Consider the following 16,935-nt stretch of genomic DNA (forward strand, 5'->3'; position numbering starts at 1 on the left):
GGGCGGGGTCGGGGAACGGGCTCACCGCACGCCCGCCACGAACATCCCCACCACCATCGCCAGCGCCAGCAGGATCCCCGCGCGACGGAGCATCGCCTGCATGTCGCGCAGCTCCTTCGGAGGCTCGTTCTTCGGGTCGGACCACAGCATGCCTTCGATCCTGCGGCCGCGAGCCGCCTCGCGCCTGAGTACGCGTACTCAACCCACGAAGACCCGGCGCGCAGCGCCTCCAGCGTGTCCGTGTCCGCCGGGACGTTCGACCACGGCGACCACCCGCACCCCGACGACACGGGGTACGAGTCATGGCCGCTGTGCCGGTCCGGGTCCTGCGGACGGGCATGGACAAGGGCCGGGCCCCCGCGACGCGGGCCCGGCCCTTCCGTTTACGGCCTCAGACCGGCCAGTAGCTGCGCGCCCACGACCGCGGGCCCGGCATCGGCCTGCGGGTGCGCGCGATCCGCGCCGGGTCCGACCAGCCCTCGGTCACCGGCGCCGACGTCCCGGCCGCGGCCTGCGCGGTGGCCGCGGCCCGGGCCTGGACCACCGCCAGTGCGGCGGCCAGCTCCTCCGGGGTGGGGTTGCCTCGTACGACCTTGATCATCTCGTTGGCCTCCTAGAGGGGGATGTTGCCGTGCTTCTTCGGCGGCAGGCTCTCCCGCTTGGTGCGCAGCTGGCGCAGCCCCTTCACTATCTGCGCCCGCGTCTCCGAGGGCATGATCACCGCGTCGATGTAGCCACGCTCGGCCGCCGTGTACGGGTTCAGCAGGGCGTCCTCGTACTCCTGGATCAGCCGGGCCCGGGTGGCCTCCTGCTCCTGTTCGCCCTCGACGGCCGCGATGGTGCGGCGGTGCAGGATGTTCACCGCACCCTGCGCGCCCATGACCGCGATCTGGGCGGTGGGCCAGGCCAGGTTCAGGTCGGCGCCCAGGTGCTTGGAGCCCATGACGTCGTACGCGCCGCCGAACGCCTTGCGCGTGATGACCGTGATGAGCGGAACGGTCGCCTCGGCGTACGCGTAGATCAGCTTCGCGCCGCGCCGGATGATGCCGCCGTACTCCTGGTCCACGCCCGGCAGGAAGCCCGGCACGTCCACGAAGGTCAGCACCGGCACGTTGAACGCGTCGCAGGTGCGCACGAAACGGGCCGCCTTCTCCGAGGCGTTGATGTCCAGGCAGCCGGCGAACTGCATCGGCTGGTTGGCCACGATGCCGACCGGGAAGCCCTCCACCCGCCCGAAGCCGGTGACGATGTTCGGCGCGAACAGCGCCTGCGTCTCCAGGAACTCGCCCTCGTCCAGCACGTGCTCGATCACGGTGCGGATGTCGTACGGCTGGTTCGCCGAGTCGGGGATGAGCGTGTCCAGTTCCCGGTCCTCGTCGCCGACCGCGGTGTCGGAGGTCTCAGGGAACGCCGGGGGCTCGGAGAGGTTGTTGGACGGCAGGTACGACAGCAGCTGCTTGACGTACTCGATCGCGTCCTTCTCGTCGCCCGACATGTGGTGCGCCACGCCGGACGTGGTGTTGTGGGTGCGTGCGCCGCCGAGCTCCTCGAAGCCGACGTCCTCGCCGGTGACCGTCTTGATGACGTCGGGGCCGGTGATGAACATGTGCGACGTCTGGTCGACCATCACCGTGAAGTCGGTGATCGCGGGGGAGTAGACGGCGCCGCCCGCGCACGGGCCCACGATCAGCGAGATCTGCGGGATGACGCCCGAGGCGTGGGTGTTGCGGCGGAAGATCTCGCCGTACATGCCGAGCGCGCTGACGCCTTCCTGGATGCGCGCGCCGCCTGAGTCGTTGATGCCGATGACCGGGCAGCCGGTCTTCAGCGCGAAGTCCATCACCTTGATGATCTTCTGGCCGAAGACCTCGCCGAGGGCGCCGCCGAAGACGGTGAAGTCCTGCGAGAAGACGGCGACCGGACGGCCGTCGACCATGCCGTAACCGGTGACGACGCCGTCGCCGTACGGGCGGGTCTTCTCCAGGCCGAAGTTGGTCGAACGATGGCGCGCGAACTCGTCCAGCTCCACGAACGAGTCCTCGTCCAGCAGCAGATCGATCCGCTCGCGGGCGGTCAACTTGCCCTTCGCATGCTGCTTTTCCACGGCGCGTGCGGAGCCGGCGTGCGTCGCCTCGTCGATACGGCGCTGGAGATCCGCGATCTTTCCCGCGGTGGTGTGGATGTCGATCTGTTCCGGCTCGGACATCGGGATGCGGCTCCCTGGCTGATCACGGGGACGGTAACGGAAGTCGATGAGGTGTTCCGTTGCTACTGACTCGTAGCGTATCGGCGCGGATACCGTTCGGCAGTGCGGTGTTTACCACACCTAACCTGGCTTGCATGACGCCAGACAATGCGCCTGACGGCGCGCCCGCAAGCCGCTGGTCCGACCTCGACCGGCCCCCTCTGAACGTCCCCGCGCTGCGCCGGGGTCTGCTGGTCCCCGGCTCCCTGTGGACCTCGCTCGACGTGGTCACGGCCACCGGTTCGACCAACTCCGACCTCGCGGCGCGGGCCGCGTCCCTCCCGGAGGGTGCGGTGCTCGTCGCCGAGGAGCAGACGGCGGGCCGCGGGCGCCTGGACCGCACCTGGAGCGCTCCGGCGCGCTCCGGCCTGTTCTTCTCCGTACTCCTGCGGCCCGGCGGCAGCGTGCCCGCCGAGAGCTGGGGCTGGCTCCCGCTGCTCGCCGGAGTCGCCGCCGCGACCGGTCTCGCCCGGTCCGCGGGCACCGACATGTCCCTCAAATGGCCCAACGACCTGCTGGTGACCGTTGATGGTGAGGAACGCAAGGCCGGGGGCATCCTCGCCGAGCGCGCCGGGGACGACGCGGTCGTCCTCGGCATGGGCATCAACGTGACCCTGCGCGCCGACGAACTGCCCGTCCCCACCGCGGGCTCCCTCGCGCTCGCGAACGCCGTGTCCACCGACCGTGACCCGTTGCTGCGGGCCGTGCTGCGCTCACTGGAGCACTGGTACGGCGAGTGGCGCGCGGCCGGCGGCGACCCGGCCGCGTCCGGGGTCCAGGAGGCGTACGCGGCGGGCTGCGCGACGCTCGGGCGCACGGTGCGCGCGGACCTGCCCGGCGGGCGCTCCTTCACCGGGGAGGCCGTGGCCGTGGACGGTCAGGGCCGGGTGGTGCTGGTGGCGGCCGGCAACGGCGAGCGGATCGCGGTGAGCGCGGGCGACATCGTGCATCTGCGGACGGCGGACTGAAGCGGACTCCGCCGTGCCCCGCGCGGGCGCGGCGGCGGCCCCGTGGTGCGTCCACCTCTGCGAATCGGGTCCGTCGCCGGGACGTGAGCTGGGGCACACCTGCCGTATCGTTGAGGCGATCGAGCGACAGATCGGCAGGGCAGTGCGCAGGGAACGGGCAGGAGGCGGGTGGTGACCGTCGACGACACCACTTCCGGCGCGGGCGATCGGGGCACCGGCTCCGGTGCGGGCTCCGGCTCCGGGTCCGGGTCGGTGCATCCGACACCGCACCACGAGGTCGACCACACGGCGGAGCCGACCGACGACCCGCTGGCGATCCGCCTGGAACAGCTCATCCTCGGCGCGGAGCGGCGCTACACCGCCTTCCAGGCCGCCCGGACCGCGGGCGTCTCCATGGAGCTGGCCTCCCGCTTCTGGCGGGCGATGGGCTTCGCCGACATCGGCCAGGCCAAGGCGCTCACCGAGGCCGACGTGCTGGCCCTGCGACGGCTCGCCGGTCTGGTCGAGGCCGGCCTGCTGAGCGAGCCGATGGCCGTGCAGGTGGCCCGGTCCACCGGGCAGACCACCGCCCGGCTGGCCGAATGGCAGATCGACTCCTTCCTGGAGGGGCTGACGGAGCCGCCCGAGCCCGGCATGACCCGCACGGAGGTCACGTATCCCCTCGTCGAGCTGCTCCTGCCCGAGCTGGAGGAGTTCCTCGTCTACGTCTGGCGGCGCCAGCTCGCCGCGGCGACCGGCCGGGTCGTGCAGGCCGCCGACGACGAGGAGATGGTCGACCGCCGTCTCGCCGTCGGATTCGCGGACCTGGTCGGCTTCACCCGGCTGACGCGCCGCCTGGAGGAGGAGGAACTGGGCGAGCTCGTCGAGTCCTTCGAGACGACCTGCGCGGACCTGGTCGCGGCGCACGGCGGCCGCCTCATCAAGACCCTCGGCGACGAGGTGCTGTACGCGGCGGACGACGCCCGCACGGCGGCGGAGATCGCGCTTCGGCTCATCGACGCGATGACGCAGGACGAGACGATGCCGGCGCTGCGGGTGGGCATCGCGTTCGGGACGGTCACGACGCGGATGGGCGACGTGTTCGGTACGACGGTGAACCTGGCGAGCCGGCTGACGTCGATAGCGCCGAAGGACGCCGTGCTGGTGGACGGCGCCTTCGCGGAGGAGCTGATCAGGACGGGCGACGCGCCGAGGTCGGAGGCGGAGGCGGCTGCGGCGGAGAAGGAGAGCGACGAGCCGCTGCCCTACCGCTACGGCCTCCAGCCGATGTGGCAGCGCCCGGTGCGTGGCCTGGGCGTGGTGGAGCCGTGGCTGCTGTCGCGGCGCACCACCGCGTGACAGTCCCCCTGTCCCGCCCCTCCCCGCACCTCTGACGAGACCGCCGCCGTCCCGGCCCCGAACGCGCCTGCTTCGCGGCACGCGTCGTCTTCCGACCTCGGCGGCGGGCCTGTGATGCGCCTTCTCCGCGGCGCGGTCCCGCGCGACTCCGGGCGCGCCTGCGTGGAGGCGGGGTTGGCGTGACCGCCTCGCGGCGGTGCCTGCGGGACTCGGGTCGAGCGCCCAGTTCGCGGCGCGAAATGCCCTCCATGCCCGCGGCCTGCGGCGCGCCCGCTCCGCGGCGCGGAGCCCCAGCTGGAGGCCCTGGGCACGCGTGCGCCGCCCACGGCGGCCGCTTCGCGGGGCGCGTTGCCCTCCGCGCGCGGAGGGCCCGGCCCGTGGTGTCCGGCTTGGCGGCTCCGGGGCCGAGCGTCGGACGCGGACCTGGCCCTGCGCCGGGTCGGGGAGGCCTCGGCGCACGGGCGGCGGGGCGCTAGGCTGCGCGGAGTGAACCAGCGTTAACCGGGAGGGTGGCTGTCATGTCGGAATCCGAGCAGCGCTTCGGGGAGTTCGTCGTCGTCCGCAGGCACGAGCAGGGGCACGTCGCCGAGCTCGTGCTCGACCGGCCCAAGGCCATGAACGCCGTGTCCACCGGCATGGCCCGTTCCCTCGGTGCCGCCTGCGACGCGCTCGCCGCCGACCGGGACGTGCGCGTCACCGTGCTGACCTCCAGCAACGACCGCGCCTTCTGCGTCGGCGCCGACCTCAAGGAGCGCAACTCCTTCTCCGACGCCGACCTCGTGCGCCAGCGCCCCACCGCCCGCGGGGCGTACACCGGCGTGCTGGAGCTGCCCATGCCCACCGTCGCCGCCGTGCACGGCTTCGCCCTCGGCGGCGGGTTCGAGCTCGCGCTCTCCTGCGACGTGATCGTCGCCGACGAGACCGCCGTGGTCGGCCTGCCCGAGGTCTCCGTCGGCGTGATCCCCGGCGGCGGCGGGACCCAGTTGCTGCCCCGCCGGGTCGGGGCCGCGCGGGCCGCCGAGCTGGTGTTCACCGCGCGGCGCGTGGAGGCGGCGGAAGCAAGGGAGTTGGGGCTCGTCGACGTGCTCGCCAAGGACGCCCGCACCGAGGCCCTCGAGCTCGCCGCCCAGATCGCGGTCAACTCGCCGGTGGGCCTGCGCAACGCCAAGAAGGCGATGCGGCTCGGGCAGGGGCTCGACCTGCGCGCGGGGCTCGAGGTCGAGGACGCGGCCTGGCGGGCGACGGCCTTCTCCGGCGACCGCGCCGAGGGCGTCGCCGCGTTCAACGAGAAGCGGAAGCCCGCCTGGCCCGGCGAGTGACCCGCGTCAACGGATCAAATCGGCCGAAACCTCCCTAAGCTGGGGAGATGGCTGAGGATCGGCGATTGCGGGCCGTGGTCGCACTGGCGCAGGCGATGGCGGCCGCCCACACGCCGCGCGAGTCCTGGCGGGCGGCGGCCCTGGGCGGCTGCGTCGCGCTGGACGGCACCTTCGCCGCGCTCTCCGTGTGGGAGCGCGAGCGGGGTCGGCTCAAGGTGCTGGTCAACGCCGGGCAACGGGCCGAGGGGGAGGAGGAGTTCCCCGAGGCGGAGACGTACCCGGTGAACCGATTTCCCGAGATCACCGAGTTCCTGCACGAGCAGTGGGCCGGCGGCGGCGAACCCGACGCCTGGGTGGAGACGGCGGACGGGCCGGCCACCGACGGGCACGGCTACTGCCACCAGAGGGTCTCCGCGCTGCGCAGGCGCCGGCGCGGCTGCTGCGTCGTGGCCCCGATCGTGCTGCACGGCCGGGCCTGGGGCGAGTTGTACGTGGCGCGGTCGCTCGGCGCCCCCGTCTTCGACCGGGAGGACGCCGACTTCGCCACCGTGCTCGCCTCGGTCGTGGCCGCGGGCATCGTGCAGACCGAGCGGCTGGAGGAGGTGCGCAGGCTCGCGTACACGGACCCGCTGACCGGCCTCGCCAACCGCCGCGCCGTGGACACCCGCCTGGACGAGGCGCTGGAGCAGCACCGCAGGGACGACTCGGTGGTGAGCCTCGTGGTGTGCGACCTCAACGGCCTCAAGCAGGTCAACGACACACTCGGGCACGCGGTCGGCGACCGTCTGCTGGAGCGCTTCGGCTCGGTGCTCTCGCGGTGCGGCGCGATGCTGCCGGGCGCCCTCGCGGCGCGCCTCGGCGGTGACGAGTTCTGTCTGGTCAGCGTGGGTCCCTCGGCCGACGAGGTGATCAAGGCGGCGGACGAACTCTGTGTGAGGGCAGCCGAGTTGGAACTCGGGGCGGGGGTCGCGTGCGGGGTCGCGTCCACCGGCGACCCGATCGGCCAGGTCCACTCGGGCCGGCGGCTGTTCCGGCTGGCGGACGCCGCCCAGTACCGGGCGAAGGCGGCCCGGTCGCCCCGGCCCGTGGTCGCCGGCCGGGACGGCGCCGTCATGCGGCTCGCCGACAGCCCGCCGCGCTCCCCGCAGTACCGCCGCCGCTTCCGCGACGCCCGCCCGGAGGAGGACGCGGAGGCGCAGGAGCCCTGGAGCGAGCCGTGAGGCGGTGAGGGGCGGGTCCGGAGCCGACTGGTGACAGGTTGGGATTCAGTCCGTACGCTGCTGAATATGGATATGCAAACTGTCGTGGTGGGGACGTCCGGTACCACCGCCGATGACGTCATCGCCGTGGCCCGCGAAGGCGCCCGCGTCGAGCTCTCGGCCGAAGCCCGCACCGCCCTCGCCGAGGCCCGCTCCATCGTGGACGCCCTGGCCGCCAAGCCCGAGCCCGTCTACGGGGTCTCCACCGGATTCGGCGCCCTCGCCACCCGTCACATCAGCCCCGAGCTCCGTGCCCAGCTCCAGCGCAACATCGTCCGCTCGCACGCCGCCGGCATGGGCCCGCGCGTCGAGCGCGAGGTCGTGCGCGCCCTGATGTTCCTGCGGCTCAAGACCGTGTGCTCGGGGTACACCGGCGTACGCCCCGAGGTCGCGCAGACCATGGCCGCCGTGCTGAACGCGGGCATCACGCCCGTCGTCCACGAGTACGGCTCCCTCGGCTGCTCCGGCGACCTCGCGCCGCTGTCGCACTGCGCGCTCGCCCTCATGGGCGAAGGCGACGCCGAGGGCCCCGACGGCACCGTGCGGCCCGCCGGCGAGCTGCTCGCCGAGCACGGCATCGAGCCCGTGGAGCTGCGTGAGAAGGAGGGCCTCGCGCTGCTCAACGGCACCGACGGCATGCTCGGCATGCTGATCATGGCCCTCGCCGACCTCGACCGCCTCTACAAGTCCGCCGACATCACCGCCGCGCTGTCCCTGGAGGCGCTGCTCGGCACCGAGAAGGTCCTCGCTCCCGAGCTGCACACCGTCCGCCCGCACCCCGGCCAGGGCGCCTCCGCGGCCAACATGCTCGCCGTCCTCAAGGGCTCGGGCCTCACGGGCCACTTCCAGGAGGAGGAAGCACCCCGCGTCCAGGACGCGTACTCGGTGCGCTGCGCCCCGCAGGTCGCCGGCGCCGGCCGCGACACCATGGCGCACGCCCGCCTGGTCGCCGACCGCGAGCTCGCCTCCGCCGTCGACAACCCGATCGTGCTGCGTGGGGGTACCTCCCAGGCCGAAGGCTCTGGGGGAGGCAGGGTGGAGTCCAACGGCAACTTCCACGGTGCGCCCGTCGCCTACGTCCTGGACTTCCTCGCCGTCGCCGCCGCCGACCTCGGCTCGATCTCCGAGCGCCGCACCGACCGGCTTCTGGACAAGAACCGCTCGCACGGCCTGCCGCCGTTCCTCGCCGACGACGCCGGCGTGGACTCGGGCCTGATGATCGCCCAGTACACGCAGGCCGCCCTGGTCAGCGAGATGAAGCGGCTCGCCGTCCCGGCGTCCGCCGACTCCATCCCGTCCTCCGCCATGCAGGAGGACCACGTCTCCATGGGCTGGTCCGCCGCCCGCAAGCTGCGCACCGCCGTCGGCAACCTGGCGCGCATCATCGCCGTCGAGCTGTACGCGGCGACCCGCGCCATCGAGCTGCGCCGCCACCTGACCCCGGCCCCCGCCTCGCAGGCCGCCATCGCCGCCCTGCGCGCGGCCGGTGTCGAGGGGCCGGGCCCGGACCGTTTCCTCGCGCCCGACCTGGAGGCCGCGGAGGCGTTCGTACGGGACGGGAAGCTCGTCGCGGCCGTGGAGCCGGTGACCGGACCGCTGGCCTGAGGCCCGAGCGGAAGGGCCGTTCCGCCGGCGACGGCGGAGCGGCCCTTTCGGCGCGGCGGGTGAGCGTCAGACGGCGTACTCGCCGCGCCGGCGCACGGAGTACGCCACGAAACCGGCGCCGACCGCCAGGAAGGCCGTCCCGCCGATCACGTACGGGGTGGTGTCCACGCTGCCGGTCTCCGCAAGCCGCAGCTCCTGCACGCCCGGGCTCTCCGCGCCGGCGGCCGGGCCGGCGCCGGAGTGCTGCGCGCCCTGTCTCTCGGCAGTGGCGTTCGCCGAGGGGACGAACCACAGCGCACACAGCAGGGTCCCTGCGGCAGTGGCGGTCAGCAGCGGTCGACGTGCGACGGACACGGACTCGATCCCCCTTGAGGCATCATCGAATTGGCCGGGTGAGCTGATGCTAGTGAAAGCAGCGGGTCGCGGGAAAGCCGGGTGTCCGGGCACCCTACGCTCCGCTCCATGACGACTTCTGAGACATCACGGTTTGTACGGCTGCACGTGGAGCTGGTGCTGGAGATCGAGGACTCCGAGGCCCTGACCGGCGCGGCGCTGGAGCGCATCGCCGCCGACGAGTTCATGCCGGACGAGGAGCGCACCCACGCGCGGTCCGCGGTACGCGAGGACGAGGCGGAGGCTCTCGCGTATCTCGTCGACCCCTTCGACCTGGTCGCCGAGGTGCCGGGGGTGGAGCTGGCGCAGGCGTCCTGGAGCAGCGAGCAGGTCGACTACGACCCCGAGGCCCAGGAGTGGGACCTCGACGACGACCTCGACGGCATCCGCGACGAGGACGACGACGAGGACGACGACGAGGACGACACCGAGGACACCGAGGACACCGAGGACGCCGAGGACGAGCGGAGGCAGTAGCGCGGGGCCGGGACGGGAGGCGTGTGCGGGGCCGGGTCCGGCGAGAGGGATGATGGGAGGGGGAACGGACGCCCGCCGTGGCACGCGAGGCGCGCCGGCCCTCCGCGAGACGACACGCTTCGGGTCCCGGTCCGCCGGGCAGGCGCACCGGGACACGGAATTACCACGCCGAATCTGTGGGACCCGTGCAACCGTCGGGACGGGAGCAGCGTCGATCACATCGGTGAGGTGGGTGTCGGGGGCCACGCCGCCATGCAGTGGTATTTCCCACATCTCTTGCGGATGGGGAACCGGATGCCCCGAGATGGGGGTTGTCCATGGATGAGGGTCAGGGGAATCGGCAACGATGGAGAAGCGTGTGATGACGGACAGCAAGCGGCGCAAGGGCCTGATGGCCGCATCCGCGGTGCTCGGCGGCGTGCTGGTGCTTTCCGCGTGCAGTGACGGGGGCGGGGACAAGGAAGCCGGCAGCGCCGAGAGCTCGAAGGCGTCGCAGGCCAAGGTCGACGAGGCGGCGGCCAAGGAGGTCTCCAAGGCGCGAATAGTGATCTCGCCGAAGAACGGCTCGACCAACGCCAGCATCAACAACGCCGCGAAGGTCACCGTCACCGACGGCACCCTGACCGAGGTCACCATGACCACGGCGGACGGCACGGCCGTCGAGGGCACCCTCTCCTCCGACGGCAAGAGCTGGAAGCCGGACGGCCAGCTGCAGCGCTCCACCACGTACAAGATCGCCGCGACGGCCAAGGACGCCGCGGGCCTGGAGGCCCACGAGAACGCGTCCTTCACCACCGTCTCGCCGGCGAACAGCTTCATCGGCAACTTCACGCCCGAGGACGGTTCCACCGTCGGCGTCGGCATGCCGGTCTCGATCACCTTCAACAAGCCGATCACCGACCGCAAGGCCGTCCAGTCCGGCATCACCGTCACGTCCAGCAGCGGCCAGGAGGTCGTCGGGCACTGGTTCAACGGCCAGCGTCTGGACTTCCGCCCCGAGCAGTACTGGGCCGAGGGCTCGACGGTCACCATGAAGCTCGCGCTGGACGGCGTCGAGGGCTCCGACGGCGTCTTCGGCGTCCAGCAGAAGACGGTCTCGTTCACGATCGGCCGCAACCAGGTCTCCACCGTCGACGCGAGCACCAAGATCATGACGGTCACGCAGGACGGCAAGACGGTCAAGACCATCCCGATCTCCGCCGGCTCGCCGGAGAACCCCACGTACAACGGTCAGATGGTGATCTCCGAGAAGTTCAAGGAGACCCGAATGAACGGCGCCACCGTCGGCTTCACCGACGACGACGGCAAGGGCGAGTACGACATCAAGGACGTCCCGCACGCCATGCGGCTGTCCACGTCGGGCACGTTCATCCACGGCAACTACTGGGGCGCCGACTCCGTCTTCGGCAACGCCAACACCAGCCACGGCTGCGTCGGCCTCAACGACGTCAAGGGCGCGAAGGACCCCAAGCAGCCGGGCGCCTGGTTCTTCAACAACTCGATCGTCGGCGACGTCGTGATCGTGAAGAACTCCAAGGACACCACCATCAAGCCGGACAACGGCCTGAACGGCTGGAACATGGACTGGGCGCAGTGGAAGGCCGGCTCCGCCGTCTGATCCACGCCCGTACACGACCACGAAAGCGGCGGCACCCGGAAACGGGGGCCGCCGCTTTCGTGTGCGGGGCCGGCCCCGGAGCCCGCCCCGGCCCCCGAGCCCGCCCCGGCCCCCGGACCGGCGGCGCAAATTCGCCTGCGGCTGCCCGCCCTGACCCGTAGCGTCCACCGGATGACCGTCCTCCGCCTGCCCGCCGCACCCGCCGACCGAGCCGTCGACGCCTGGCACGATGTCGTCCGTGCCGCCCATACGCACGACCTGCCCGCCACCGTGCCCCCGCCCGGCCGGGCCGAGAGCGCGGGCAAGCTCCGCCACCCCGGGCCCCGCACCCGCGCCGTCCACCTCGCCGCCGTCGCCGCCGACGGCTCGTACGACGGCGTGGCCACGCTCGTGCTGTTCGACGAGGACGCCAACCGGCACACCGCCTTCCTCGACGTCCTCGCCGTGCACCCGCGCGCCAGGAACCGGGGCACCGGCGCCGCGCTGTGGCAGGCCGCCCGCGCACAACTCGCCGACGACGGGCGGACCTCCGTGTCCACGGTCGTCGAACGCGGGGGCCGGGGCGAGACGTTCGCCCGCGGCCTCGGCTTCGAGAACGTGCTGCCGCTCGGCTGGTACGTGCAGAACGTCCCCGACGCGCTCGCCGCCCGCCAGGCGGAGCCCGTCCTGCCCGACGGGTACGCCTACGCGCACTGGACCGGCGTGGTGCCCGACCGGCTGGCCGACGCCTTCGCCGAGGCCCACGACGCCATGCGGGACGCGCCCACCGGCGACATGGACCAGGCCCCGCGCGCCTGGGACGCGGCACGCGTGCGCGCCGCGGCGCAGGTGGTGGGGGACCGCGGCGGCGTCATCCTGTCCTCGGCCGTCCTCCACCGGGCGGACGGAGCCGAGACCGTCGCCGCCTACACCGAGCTCGTCCTGCGCGACCCCTCGGACACCCGGGCGCTCCAGTACGACACCGTCGTCGTCCCCGTCCACCGCGGGCGCGGTCTCGGCGCGGCCGTCAAGCACCACATGATGGGCGTCGTCGCCGCGGCGTGCCCCGGCGTGCGGGAGATCGGCACGACCGTCGCCGAGGACAACGGCCCGATGCTGGCCGTCAACGAACGCCTCGGCTACCGGCGCGAGCGGACGGCCGGCTACTTCCAGGCCACGCTCGAGGAGTGACGCCGCTCAGCGCGCGTCCGCGTCCACCGCCTCGTCCACGCCCCAGCCGGACAGCAGCCGCAACGACTCCTCCGAGCGGCTGCCCGGCTCGGCGTGGTACGTGACCAGGGACAGGTCGTGGTCGTCGGGGAACCTCAGCGTCTCGTACGCCACCGTCAGCTCGCCCACCAGCGGATGGTGCAGCCGCTTGACGCCGTGGCCCTTGTCCTGCACCGTGTGCGCCGCCCACATCGAGCGGAACTCCTCGCTCTTGACGGACAGTTCGCCCACCAGCGCCGACAGCTGCGGGTCGTCCGGATAGCAGCCCGCGCACAGCCGCAGCACGCTCACCACCTCGATCGCCTTGGACTCCCAGTCGGCGTAGAGCGAGCGGGCGTTCGGGTCGAGGAAGATCAACCGGGCCATGTTGCGCTCCTCCGGCGCCATCGCCGCGAAGTCGCCGAGCAGCGAGCGGGCCATGCGGTTCCACCCGAGGATGTCCAGCCGCCGCCCGAGGAACAGCGCGGGCACCGTCTCCATCGCGTCGATCAGCTGCTGGAGCTGGGGCCGGACCTTCTGCGGCCGGGCTGCGGCCGCCCGCTTCTTCTTGGCCTTCGGCTTCGCCAGGTGGGTCAGATGCGCGTGCTCCGTCTCCGTCAGGCGCAGCGCACGGGCGATGGAATCCAGCACCTCCGTGGACACGTTCTGCCCGTTGCCCTGTTCCAGGCGCGTGTAGTACGCGACGGACACCCCGGCCAGCTGTGCCAGCTCCTCGCGGCGCAGTCCCGGCACCCGCCGGTGACGCCCGAAATCGGGCAGCCCGACGTCCTCCGGCTTCAGCCGGGCCCGCCGGGACCGGAGGAATTCGCTGAGTTCGGCACGCTGGTCCATACAGCAAGTATTCCGGGTCGCGCGGAGGTGCGGCCGTACCGTCCTGACCCTGCCAGTGGTAGGCACAGCGGACGTAGGCACAACAGGGGGCTGGGTGTCCGGCTCCTGACCGGACAGGCTTGTGGCCATGACCACGAACGCTTCCTCTGTCCCCGCATACGCCGCTCCCGCAGCGGGCGCGCCGCTGGAGCGCACGACCATCCCCCGCCGTGCCGTCGGTGAGCACGACGTCCTGATCGAGATCAAGTACGCGGGCATCTGCCACTCCGACATCCACCAGGCCCGCGACGGCTGGGGCCAGGGCATCTACCCGATGGTCCCGGGCCACGAGATCGCCGGCGTGGTCACCGAGGTCGGACCCGGCGTCACCAGGTTCGTGGTGGGCGACCGCGTCGGCGTCGGCTGCTTCGTCGACTCCTGCCGCGAGTGCGAGTACTGCCGGCAGGGCCTGGAGCAGTACTGCACCCGGGGCGGGACCGGCACGTACAACGCGCTCGACAAGAACGGGGAGCCCACCTACGGCGGCTACTCCACCCACATCGTCGTCGACGAGAACTACACCGTCCGTATTCCCGAGGCTCTGCCCCTCGACGAGGCCGCGCCGCTGCTGTGCGCCGGCATCACGCTGTACTCGCCGCTGCGCCACTGGAACGCCGGCCCCGGCAAGAAGGTCGCCGTCGTCGGACTCGGCGGCCTCGGCCACATGGGCGTCAAGATCGCGCACGCGCTCGGCGCCGAGGTGACCGTGCTGTCCCAGACGCTGCGCAAGAAGGACGACGGCCTCGCGCTGGGCGCCGACCACTACTACGCGACCAGCGACGACGCGACGTTCGAGGCGCTGGCCGGCACCTTCGACCTGATCGTGTCGACCGTGTCCGCGCCGCTGCCGTTCGACAAGTACCTGAGCCTGCTGAAGACCGACGGCGCCCTCGTCAACGTCGGTGCGCCCGAGGAGCCGGTCTCCCTCAACCTGTTCTCCGTCATCGGCGGCCGCAAGACCCTCGCGGGCTCCATGATCGGCGGCATCCGCGAGACGCAGGAGATGCTCGACTTCTGCGCCGAGCACGGCTTCGGGGCCGAGATCGAGCTGATCCGGGCCGACCAGATCAACGAGGCGTACGAGCGGGTGCTCGCGAGCGACGTCCGCTACCGCTTCGTGATCGACACGGCGACGATCTGACGCACGCGCCGGTGCCCGGTGGTTACCTCACGGGTAATCGCCGGGCGCCGCCGTTCCCGGCAGGCCGACGCCTCGGCGACCGCGGCCCGGCTGCGCGCCGCGCAGTCCGCGGCATGAGCGCATCCTCCGGCGGGGCCGGCCGACCACCGACCGCGCCACCCGTGGCGCGGACCGGCCTGTGAGGGCGGCCGCAGGACGCGCCCGCACCCGCTACGGCTGCTCCGGCACGTGGCAGACCGCCTCCACGTTGTTGCCGTCCGGATCCCGGACGAACGCCCCGTAGTACGCCGGGTGGTACTCGGGCCACACCCGCGGCTCGTGCAGCACCTCGGCACCCGCGTCCACCGCCGCCGTGAAGAAGGCCCGCACGGCGGCGCGGTCGGGCGCGGAGAACGCGAGATGGGCCTCGCGCGCCTGCCCGCCCGTCGTCACCGGGCCGATCCAGAAGGACGGGAACGAGGTCCCGTATCCGATCACCCTGCCCTCGTCACGCTCGAACAGCCGCTTGCCGCCGAGCGCGGCGAGGACCCGGTCGTAGAACGCGGCACTCGCCGCGGGGTCCGCCACCTGGACCGAGATGTGGTCAATCATGGCCCGAGCGTGACACACGCCACTGACAATCCCCGCCCCACCGGCTCAGTCGCAGTGGCCGCCCGCCGAACGGTGCAGCCGGTACGCCGAGTCCAGCCGGTAGTCACCGGCGCGCGGCACGGTCAGGCGCGTCCATGCGCCGTCCGGCCGCACACACGCCCCCTCCGCCCGCAGCCACGGCGAGTACGCCACCCGCACCGTCACCGTCCCCGCGCGGGGCATCCGGACGACCAGCTGCGCGTCGTCGCCGCGCACCACGCTCGCCGGGGCCTCCACGAGCGGCACCGCGTCCCGTACGCGGTACACCGTCCAGTCGGCGTCCCGCCACACCCGCTCCAGCCACGCCGGTTCGCTGCGCACGATCGCCGCCTCGCCCTCGGCGGGTCCGTCGGGCTTCCCGTGGTGCAGGACCACCAGGCCCACCGCCCAGCGGTCCAGCCACGCGCGGTACGTCGCGGGGGACAGCGACCCGTCGTAGAAAAGCCGCCCGCGCTCCACGTCCAGCTGGCGGTTCCAGCCACGCGCCATGTTCACGTGCGGCGCGAGCGCGGTCGCCTCGCGGTGGTTGCGGGCGGGCACCACCTCGACCCGCGTACGGTCGGCGCCCAGCCGCTCCAGCTCGGCCACGACGCCGTCGGTGTGCGCCGCCCACGCCGGCACGTCGTTGGAGACGACGAGGTCGTCCTCCGTCTTGTCCGCCAGCCAGTACGCGTTGAACACCAGCGCGGCGGCGAGCAGCGTGCGCAGGATCCGCGCCACACCGCCCGCGAGCACCGCCGCCACCAGCACGGGCGGACCGGCGAGGCCCAGCAGCCGCTCCACGTTCGTCCCGATCGGTGAGGCGATCAGATACGTGAGCACGACCCCCACGCCGTAGATCCCGGCGCCGTACCGCACCACCCGCCACTCGCGCGGCGCCGCGACGGCCGTCACCGCGGACAGCACGACCGGCATCCACACCTTGCCCGCGGCCATGGGCTGTTCGCCCTCGAACGGGAACAGCAGCGTCACCGCGCCCACCACCGCCACCGGCGGCAGCACCAGCACCGCCGCCCTGCGCCACCGCCGGTCCAGGCCGTACGCCGCGCCCACGACGAGCAGGAACAGTCCGGCCACCGGGCTCGCCGCCGTCGCCAGCGCCGCGCACGCCGCCGCCGCGAGCGGCGTGCGGCGCACGTACAGCACGGCCCCGAGACCGATCGCGACCCCCACGGCGAACGTCGTACGGCCCGACGCGATGTTGCACCACAGCGCGAGCGCTCCCGCGAGCGCCGGCCACAGCGGATACCGCACGCCGCGCCGCACGAACAGCAGCGCCAGCAGCCACGTCGCCGCGAGACCGGCGGCGACCGACACCGTGCGCACACCGAGGAGCGCCATCAGCGGCGGCGTCAGCAGGCTGTAGTTCGCGGTGTGCATGCCGCCGTACCAGGACAGGTTGTACGCGGAGCCGGGGTGCCGCTCGAAGAACCCGGACCAGGCGAACTGCGCCGCCAGGTCGCCGCCGCCGGTCGCGAGCACGAGGGCCCACAGCACGTACAGCGGCACGACGGCGCCCGTCGCGATCAGCGGGACACGCGACCACGTCGCCGCCTCCCGCGTTCCGGCGGCCGGCCCCGTGACGACTCGCTCACTGATCCCCACGGCGCAACCCTAACGGGCGGGAAACCGCAGGCCGCCGTCAGTCGGAGGCGCGGGAAGAGGCGATCCGGGTCGTCACAGAGACGACGACTCCCGTGGCGAGGACCAGGGCCGCGGCACCGTAGATCACCCGCAGCCACAGGGGACGGTCGCCGGAAAGGGACTGGAAGGACAGCCAGCCCGCCGCGAGCAGACATCCGAGCATCTGCAGGGCGAACGACTTCCGGCGTTCGTCCGAGGGCTTCTTGACCGACATGTGCT

Annotated in this window: 17 protein-coding genes; 9 read left to right on the top strand and 8 right to left on the bottom strand. The window is 72.6% G+C overall.

Translation table 11 applies throughout. From position 1 onward, the window contains the following. Window positions 1-21: 21 nt before the first annotated feature. The 3 genes from mmpB to HW130_RS25770 all read right to left on the bottom strand — a co-directional run bounded on the left by mmpB (window position 22) and on the right by HW130_RS25770 (window position 2,206). Window positions 22-150: a morphogenic membrane protein MmpB gene (gene mmpB / locus HW130_RS36235; protein WP_256356346.1), complete on the bottom strand. Its 129-nt coding sequence runs from the start codon at window positions 148-150 to the stop codon at window positions 22-24. Between the two features lie 241 nt (window positions 151-391). Next, window positions 392-601 (bottom strand): acyl-CoA carboxylase epsilon subunit, encoded by a 210-nt coding sequence (locus tag HW130_RS25765; protein ID WP_177152094.1) that lies wholly within the window; start codon window positions 599-601, stop codon window positions 392-394. A gap of 12 nt (window positions 602-613) precedes the next feature. Beyond that, window positions 614-2,206: an acyl-CoA carboxylase subunit beta gene (locus tag HW130_RS25770; RefSeq protein ID WP_177152095.1), complete on the bottom strand. Its 1,593-nt coding sequence runs from the start codon at window positions 2,204-2,206 to the stop codon at window positions 614-616. A gap of 134 nt (window positions 2,207-2,340) precedes the next feature. On the opposite strand from HW130_RS25770, the gene HW130_RS25775 reads away from it, so the two are divergent. The 5 genes from HW130_RS25775 (at window position 2,341) to hutH (ending at window position 8,734) form a co-directional block, all read left to right on the top strand. Beyond that, window positions 2,341-3,213 (top strand): biotin--[acetyl-CoA-carboxylase] ligase, encoded by an 873-nt coding sequence (locus HW130_RS25775; RefSeq protein ID WP_177152096.1) that lies wholly within the window; start codon window positions 2,341-2,343, stop codon window positions 3,211-3,213. Between the two features lie 171 nt (window positions 3,214-3,384). Continuing rightward, complete coding sequence (locus tag HW130_RS25780) at window positions 3,385-4,551, top strand: adenylate/guanylate cyclase domain-containing protein (RefSeq protein WP_177152097.1); 1,167 nt, start codon at window positions 3,385-3,387, stop codon at window positions 4,549-4,551. Between the two features lie 518 nt (window positions 4,552-5,069). Next, complete coding sequence (locus HW130_RS25785) at window positions 5,070-5,870, top strand: enoyl-CoA hydratase/isomerase family protein (protein WP_177152098.1); 801 nt, start codon at window positions 5,070-5,072, stop codon at window positions 5,868-5,870. 47 nt (window positions 5,871-5,917) lie between these two features. Beyond that, entirely contained in the window at window positions 5,918-7,090 is a 1,173-nt protein-coding gene (locus HW130_RS25790) for a sensor domain-containing diguanylate cyclase (protein ID WP_177152099.1), read from the top strand. A gap of 72 nt (window positions 7,091-7,162) precedes the next feature. Next, a complete protein-coding gene (gene hutH / locus HW130_RS25795; protein ID WP_177152184.1) occupies window positions 7,163-8,734 on the top strand; it encodes a histidine ammonia-lyase in 1,572 nt (523 codons plus the stop codon). Between the two features lie 66 nt (window positions 8,735-8,800). Here the strand turns inward: hutH and HW130_RS25800 are convergent, their stop codons facing one another. After that, window positions 8,801-9,088, bottom strand: a complete 288-nt coding sequence (locus HW130_RS25800; RefSeq protein WP_177152100.1) for an LAETG motif-containing sortase-dependent surface protein — start codon at window positions 9,086-9,088, stop codon at window positions 8,801-8,803. 108 nt (window positions 9,089-9,196) lie between these two features. On the opposite strand from HW130_RS25800, the gene HW130_RS25805 reads away from it, so the two are divergent. From HW130_RS25805 to HW130_RS25815, 3 genes are all read left to right on the top strand, one after another. Then, the gene (locus tag HW130_RS25805; protein WP_177152101.1) at window positions 9,197-9,604 is read left to right on the top strand and encodes a hypothetical protein; all 408 of its coding nucleotides are present in this window, start codon (window positions 9,197-9,199) and stop codon (window positions 9,602-9,604) included. A gap of 346 nt (window positions 9,605-9,950) precedes the next feature. Then, window positions 9,951-11,222, top strand: coding sequence for an Ig-like domain-containing protein (locus HW130_RS25810; protein WP_177152102.1), 1,272 nt, complete (start codon window positions 9,951-9,953; stop codon window positions 11,220-11,222). A 171-nt stretch (window positions 11,223-11,393) separates the two neighbouring features. Then, window positions 11,394-12,392 carry a GNAT family N-acetyltransferase gene (locus HW130_RS25815; RefSeq protein ID WP_177152103.1) on the top strand — a complete coding sequence of 333 codons (999 nt, stop codon included), beginning with the start codon at window positions 11,394-11,396 and terminating at the stop codon, window positions 12,390-12,392. Window positions 12,393-12,398: 6 nt separating this feature from the next. Here the strand turns inward: HW130_RS25815 and HW130_RS25820 are convergent, their stop codons facing one another. Then, window positions 12,399-13,262, bottom strand: coding sequence for a helix-turn-helix transcriptional regulator (locus tag HW130_RS25820; RefSeq protein WP_177152104.1), 864 nt, complete (start codon window positions 13,260-13,262; stop codon window positions 12,399-12,401). Between the two features lie 127 nt (window positions 13,263-13,389). On the opposite strand from HW130_RS25820, the gene HW130_RS25825 reads away from it, so the two are divergent. Continuing rightward, on the top strand, window positions 13,390-14,442 hold the full coding sequence (locus HW130_RS25825; protein WP_177152105.1) for an NAD(P)-dependent alcohol dehydrogenase: 1,053 nt from the start codon (window positions 13,390-13,392) through the stop codon (window positions 14,440-14,442). A 210-nt stretch (window positions 14,443-14,652) separates the two neighbouring features. Here HW130_RS25825 and HW130_RS25830 read toward each other — a convergent pair whose 3' ends face one another. The 3 genes from HW130_RS25830 to HW130_RS25840 are packed head-to-tail and all read right to left on the bottom strand — an operon-like array spanning window position 14,653 to window position 16,930. Next, window positions 14,653-15,033, bottom strand: a complete 381-nt coding sequence (locus tag HW130_RS25830) for a VOC family protein (protein WP_177152106.1) — start codon at window positions 15,031-15,033, stop codon at window positions 14,653-14,655. Between the two features lie 45 nt (window positions 15,034-15,078). Further along, entirely contained in the window at window positions 15,079-16,671 is a 1,593-nt protein-coding gene (locus HW130_RS25835; RefSeq protein WP_309140579.1) for a hypothetical protein, read from the bottom strand. 43 nt (window positions 16,672-16,714) lie between these two features. Next, window positions 16,715-16,930: a hypothetical protein gene (locus HW130_RS25840; RefSeq protein ID WP_177152107.1), complete on the bottom strand. Its 216-nt coding sequence runs from the start codon at window positions 16,928-16,930 to the stop codon at window positions 16,715-16,717. Window positions 16,931-16,935 lie beyond the last annotated feature (5 nt).

The sequence above is a fragment of the Streptomyces sp. PKU-EA00015 genome (genome assembly GCF_013387495.1).
Classification (GTDB): domain Bacteria; phylum Actinomycetota; class Actinomycetes; order Streptomycetales; family Streptomycetaceae; genus Streptomyces.

Coding starts and splice junctions, on each gene's coding strand:
- mmpB (WP_256356346.1), bottom strand. CDS start 150: ATGCTGTGGTCCGACCCGAAGAACGAGCCTCCGAAGGAGCTGCGCGAC.
- HW130_RS25765 (WP_177152094.1), bottom strand. CDS start 601: ATGATCAAGGTCGTACGAGGCAACCCCACCCCGGAGGAGCTGGCCGCC.
- HW130_RS25770 (WP_177152095.1), bottom strand. CDS start 2,206: ATGTCCGAGCCGGAACAGATCGACATCCACACCACCGCGGGAAAGATC.
- HW130_RS25775 (WP_177152096.1), top strand. CDS start 2,341: ATGACGCCAGACAATGCGCCTGACGGCGCGCCCGCAAGCCGCTGGTCC.
- HW130_RS25785 (WP_177152098.1), top strand. CDS start 5,070: ATGTCGGAATCCGAGCAGCGCTTCGGGGAGTTCGTCGTCGTCCGCAGG.
- HW130_RS25790 (WP_177152099.1), top strand. CDS start 5,918: ATGGCTGAGGATCGGCGATTGCGGGCCGTGGTCGCACTGGCGCAGGCG.
- hutH (WP_177152184.1), top strand. CDS start 7,163: ATGCAAACTGTCGTGGTGGGGACGTCCGGTACCACCGCCGATGACGTC.
- HW130_RS25805 (WP_177152101.1), top strand. CDS start 9,197: ATGACGACTTCTGAGACATCACGGTTTGTACGGCTGCACGTGGAGCTG.
- HW130_RS25810 (WP_177152102.1), top strand. CDS start 9,951: ATGGAGAAGCGTGTGATGACGGACAGCAAGCGGCGCAAGGGCCTGATG.
- HW130_RS25815 (WP_177152103.1), top strand. CDS start 11,394: ATGACCGTCCTCCGCCTGCCCGCCGCACCCGCCGACCGAGCCGTCGAC.
- HW130_RS25820 (WP_177152104.1), bottom strand. CDS start 13,262: ATGGACCAGCGTGCCGAACTCAGCGAATTCCTCCGGTCCCGGCGGGCC.
- HW130_RS25825 (WP_177152105.1), top strand. CDS start 13,390: ATGACCACGAACGCTTCCTCTGTCCCCGCATACGCCGCTCCCGCAGCG.
- HW130_RS25830 (WP_177152106.1), bottom strand. CDS start 15,033: ATGATTGACCACATCTCGGTCCAGGTGGCGGACCCCGCGGCGAGTGCC.
- HW130_RS25840 (WP_177152107.1), bottom strand. CDS start 16,930: ATGTCGGTCAAGAAGCCCTCGGACGAACGCCGGAAGTCGTTCGCCCTG.